Raw genomic sequence first — 5,103 nt, 5'->3', positions numbered from 1 at the left:
GGACAGGATTTGAACCTGCGACCTCTGGGTTATGAGCCCAGCGAGCTACCGAGCTGCTCCACCCCGCGTCGGTGTATGTATGAACCATACCCGGCTTTGGAGGTGGACGCGAATCGAATAGCGCTGGGCCCCTGTATCGGCCCCCCTAGGAACTTGGCGGGGGCGATGGCGTCGCCGACGGAGCCGGCGTGCCGGACGGTGTCGCCGACGGTGTCGCCGAGGGTGACGGGCTGGGGGTGACGCCCGTTGTCTCGGCGGTGTCCTTCAGCTTGCCCAGCGCCTTCTCAAGCTCCTGCTGGGCGGTGCCGTACTCGGTCCAGTCCGGCGGGTTCGCCTGGAGCGCCTTCTGCGCCTTGTCGTACGCCTTCTGCACCTCGTCGATCGACTTGGCCAGCTCGGTGGTGGGCTTGGCCTCCTCCGGCTTCGCCTCACCGGACGTGTTCTCGCCCTGCGGCGTGCTCTGGGTGCCGTCGCCGAAGACCTGCTCCAACGCGCCCTTGAGCGTGTCTGCCGAACCGACCTTGTTGCCGTAGGCCACCAGGACCCGGCGGAGGATCGGGTACGGCTCCTGGCCGGAGGCAGCCGCGATCTCCACGTAGACCGGCTCGACGTAGACCAGGCCGTCGGCGAACGGCAGGGTCAGCAGGTTGCCGTAGCGGACCTTCGCCTGGCCGAGTCCGAGCAGGTTGAGCTCGCCGGAGAACTTGTTCTGGAAGTTGTTCTGCACCTGGCCGGGTCCGGGAATCGTGGTGTTGGACGGCATGCGCAGGATGCGCAGCTTCCCGTAATCCGGTCCGGGGTTGGCGTCCACGGCCATGAACGCCGCCAGGTTGGGCCCCTGGCGCGGCACGAACGTGGTCGTCAGCGAGAACGAGGGCGCCGAGGTCTTCGGCATCTTGACCGACAGGTAGTACGGCGGCTGCTTGGTGTCGTGGTCGCCGGACGGGTCGTTCGGGACGTTCCAGAAGTCCTGGCCGCTGTAGAAGGCGTTCGGGTCGGAGATGTGGTACTGGGAGAGCACGTCGCGCTGGACCTTGAACAGCGCCTCCGGGTAGCGCAGGTGCTGCTTGAGGTCGGGCGACATCTCCGTCTGCGGCTTGATGATGCCGGGGAAGGCCTTGCGCCAGGTCTGCAGGATGGGGTCCTTCTCGTCCCACGCGTACAGGCTGACGGTGCCGTCGTAGGCGTCGACCACGGCCTTCACCGAGTTGCGCATGTAGTTGATCTGGTCACGCGGCTGCGGCACCACCAGGCGCGGGTCGGTGACGGTGTCCCGCGTCATCGCCTCCAGGCTCTTGCTCTGGGAGTACGGGTAGGCGTTGGAAGTGGTGTAGGCGTCGGAGATCCAGACCACCCTGCCGTCGACGATGGCGGGGTAGGGGTTGTCGTCCAGGCTCAGGAACGGCGCCGCCTTGGCGATGCGCGCCTGCGGGTTGCGCTCGTAAAGGATCTTGGAGTTCGCGTTGATGTCTCCGGAGAGCAGCAGGTTGATCTCGCCGTACTTGGCGGCGTAGAGCATCCTGTTGATGAACGAACCGACAGGGACCCCGCCCTTGCCGTCGTAGGTGGTGTTCTTCTGGCCGGTGCCGCCGCTCTCGGGGTAGTCGAGCTCCTGCTGCTTCTCCCCGCCGCCGCCGACGACGACGTACTGGGTCGAAGCGGGCGCCTCGCCGAAGTAGATCCGCGATTCCTTGAGCTTCGTCCGCTCCACCAGGGAGCCGGTGACCGGCATGTCCTTGGCGTCGAAGTTGGGCAGACCCTCGGAGTCGACCTCGTTGCCGGGCGCGGCCACGAAGCCGTTGCCGTGGGTGTAGACGAGGTGCCGGTTGATCCAGTTGTTCTGCTCCGCCGGCGGTCCGGTGAGCTCTCGCACGGCGACGACGGTGTCACGGATCGTGCCGTCCGCGTCGGGGTAGCGGTCGACGTCGAGCGGCTCGTGGAAGTCGTAGTAACCGCGGATCCGCTGCTTCTGCTGGTAGGTCTTGGCGACCAGGCTCGGGTCGAGCAGGCGCACGCCGGAGATGGAGCTGTCGGCGGTGACGCTGACCTTGCTCGGGTCACCCTGAGCCGTGTAGTCGATCACCTCGGCGTCGTCCACGCCGTAGGCTTTTCGTGTCGCGTCGATGTTGCGCTTGATGTACTCCTGCTCCTTGCCCTGCTGGTTCGGCTTGACCTGGAACTGCTCGACCAGGGCCGGGTAGACCCCGCCGATCAGGATGGCCGAGAGCACCAGGAGGCCGAAGCCGACGCCGGGCAGCATGCCGCCGGATCGCACGACCCCGGCGAAGAACAGGACGGCACAGATCAGCGCGATGATCGCCAGGATGTTCTTGGCGGGAAGCACCGCGTTGACGTCGGTGTACGAGGCACCGTGTCTGAAGCCCCGGTCGGAGAAGACCAGCCCGTACCGGTCGTACCAGTAGGCGACCGCCTTCAGCAGCACGAAGATGCCGAGCAGCACCGACAGGTGCGCCCGGGCACCGCGCGAGGCGTGCACGCCGGGTGACTGGAGCCGGAACCCGCCGTACAGGTAGTGCACGATCGCCGACAGCAGGGCGGACAACACCACCGCGACGAACAGGAAGTTCAGCACCATCCGGATGAAGGGATAGGTGAACATGAAGAAGGAGATGTCGTAGCCGAACTGCGGGTCGGTCTCACCGAACGGCGTCGCGTTGATGAACTCCAGCCAGGTCTTCCACTGACCGGAGAAGGACGATCCCGCGAACAGGCCGAGCACCGCCACACCGATCAGGAAGATCAGCTTGCGGTGCGGGTCGAGGGCCATCCGATACCGGTCGGCACCGCTGGCGCCGCCGAACATCCCGGGGCCGAACATCGGCCGCATGCGGTACGCCATCAGCATGTTGCCGCCGACGATGCCGATCATCAGCAGCGCACCGACGACGAACAGGAGGATCTGCGTAACGATCACGCCGGAGAAGACGGACGCGTAGTCGACCGATTCGTACCAGAGGTAGTCGGTAAAAATGCCAGCAAAGAGGAAGAATAACGCGACTATCACGACCAGAGTGATCGCGACGGGAAGTAGCAGTCGTGGCCGGCGGGGCAAGCGCATTGCCCTACCGGCTCCGGGGGTCCGGAAGCTCAAGGCCAACCCCTTGTCGTAAGAGCACGGTCCGTGTCTGGAAACCTACACCGGCGAGAGTTGGGGCGCGCTTAGCCTTTCGGGCACGGTCCGGCCACAACAGTCCGCTGGTATCGGGTCCATCGGTAGCAACGCGCAAGGGTCCTGATGAGTGCCCCATGACGAACTCCAGGCCCGAAAATTCAACTTTCTTTGCAAATTGGACATCACGCTCACCTCGCCGTCGAGCCCGCGGAGCCGCTCCTCCAGCGCGGATCGCGTGCACCGTGACGTCCTGGCGCACGGTCGGCATCCGGCCCGGTTCCGGCGTCAGCCGGTCGGGCAGCTCTGCACGGAACCCGAGCCGGTGCGGATCGAGTCGATCGCCTGAACAGCCTGGCGCAGCGTCTCGACCTTGACCAGCCTGAGCCCGTCCGGGATCGCTCTGACCGCCTCGGCGCAGTTGTCGGCCGGGGTCAGGAAGACCGTCGCACCGGCCCTCCTGGCGCCGACCATCTTCTGCTGGATGCCGCCGATCGGGCCCACGTCGCCCTCCGCGGTGATCGTTCCGGTCCCCGCGATGGACTTGCCGCCGGTCAACGACCCCGGGGTGAGCTTGTCGACGATGCCCAGGGAGAACATCATCCCCGCGCTCGGCCCGCCGACGTCGCCAACATTGATCTTGACCTCAAAGGGGAACTTGTAGCCGACCCGCATGGTGATGCCCACGATGGGTGCTCCGTCCTTACCGGCGACGGTAGGGACGGCGATGGTCAGGCTCTGGGCGCCACGGTTGACGACGAAACTGACCTCTTCGCCCGGCTTGTGCTTGCGAACGGAGGAGGAGACGGTCTCCCGGTCGGCCACGGGCGTGCCGTCCACCGAGACGATCTCGTCACCGGCCTTGAACTTCCCGTCGGCCGGCATGCCCTTCTCCGTGGAGCCCACGGTCACGATCGAGTTGTAGGGAATCCTCAGCTCGGTCAGCGCCGCCGCGGTCGCATCGTCCTGGGAGTTCGTCATCTCCTGGGTGTTCTGCTCCTCGACCTCCTTGGCGGTGGTCGCCGGAGGGAAGATCGTCTCCTCGGGCACGACCGCGATGGTGGGATCGATCCATCCCCTGAGCGCGCTGAACAGATCGATTCTGGTCCCGGGGCCGCCCTGGTAGGCGACGGTGACGAGGCTGAGCTTGCCGTCGGTCGGATACGTCTGGTGTCCCTCGATGCTGATCACCGGTTTGCCGTCGACGTCGCCGATGGTGTTCTCGGTCGGCCCAGGGCTCAGCACGACGTACGGCACCGGCAGCACGGCGCCGACCAGCGCGAGCATGAGCGTGAGGAAGCCCGCCACCATCAAAGTCAGGGCTCGTCGGGACATGGACAAAGCCTATGCCGTACGACAGGTCATGAAACCGCACCCGGACGCCGCCGCGCCGACGGGCGCATACCCCTCAGCCGAGATCAATCGCAGGCTCCCACCCACTCGGAGGAACCGTCGGTGAAAAACTGGTTCTTCCAGATGGGGACCTGGCTCTTAAGATCGTCGATCAACCTTCTGGATGCCTCGAACGCCTCACCGCGGTGCGGCGCGGCGACCGCCACGACGACCGCGACGTCGCCGAGCCTCAGGTCGCCGACCCGGTGGACGGCCGCCAAGGCGGTCACCGGGAAGTCCACGGCGACCTTCTCGGCCACCCGGCGCAGCTCGCCCGCGGCACTCGGATGTGCCGAGTAGGACAGGCTCGTGACCGGCCTGCCGTGATCCTCTTCTCGTACCGTGCCGACGAAGACCGTCGTACCGCCCGCGGCGTGATTGCCGACGGCGGCGAGCACCTCGTCGACGGAGAGCGCGCTGTCGCGAATATCGAGCAACCGGATGACATCCACGCACAGAGTCTATGGCTGTGTAATTGGCGACGCTGCGCGTCGCGGTTCGGCCGCTGGGATCCGGCTCCTTCCCTCGTCGTTCATCCGCTTCGCTCCTTCTCTCCTCAGTCCAGTCCCCGGCGCGGCCTC

Annotated in this window: 3 protein-coding genes; all 3 read right to left on the bottom strand. The window is 66.1% G+C overall.

All coding sequences use genetic code 11. The features are described from left to right. Positions 1-145: 145 nt before the first annotated feature. On the bottom strand, positions 146-3,079 hold the full coding sequence (locus ABZ260_RS46065; protein WP_355630893.1) for a UPF0182 family protein: 2,934 nt from the start codon (positions 3,077-3,079) through the stop codon (positions 146-148). 339 nt (positions 3,080-3,418) lie between these two features. After that, positions 3,419-4,465, bottom strand: coding sequence for a PDZ domain-containing protein (locus tag ABZ260_RS46060; protein ID WP_355554491.1), 1,047 nt, complete (start codon positions 4,463-4,465; stop codon positions 3,419-3,421). A gap of 83 nt (positions 4,466-4,548) precedes the next feature. Continuing rightward, positions 4,549-4,974, bottom strand: a complete 426-nt coding sequence (locus ABZ260_RS46055; protein WP_350922011.1) for a molybdenum cofactor biosynthesis protein MoaE — start codon at positions 4,972-4,974, stop codon at positions 4,549-4,551. Positions 4,975-5,103: the final 129 nt, after the last annotated feature.

Origin of the sequence: Streptosporangium sp. NPDC006013 (assembly GCF_040614275.1) — a bacterium.
In the GTDB taxonomy this organism is placed as follows: domain Bacteria; phylum Actinomycetota; class Actinomycetes; order Streptosporangiales; family Streptosporangiaceae; genus Streptosporangium.
This window is presented reverse-complemented; position numbering and strand designations above follow the sequence as displayed.

Coding starts and splice junctions, on each gene's coding strand:
- ABZ260_RS46065 (WP_355630893.1), bottom strand. CDS start 3,079: ATGCGCTTGCCCCGCCGGCCACGACTGCTACTTCCCGTCGCGATCACT.
- ABZ260_RS46060 (WP_355554491.1), bottom strand. CDS start 4,465: ATGTCCCGACGAGCCCTGACTTTGATGGTGGCGGGCTTCCTCACGCTC.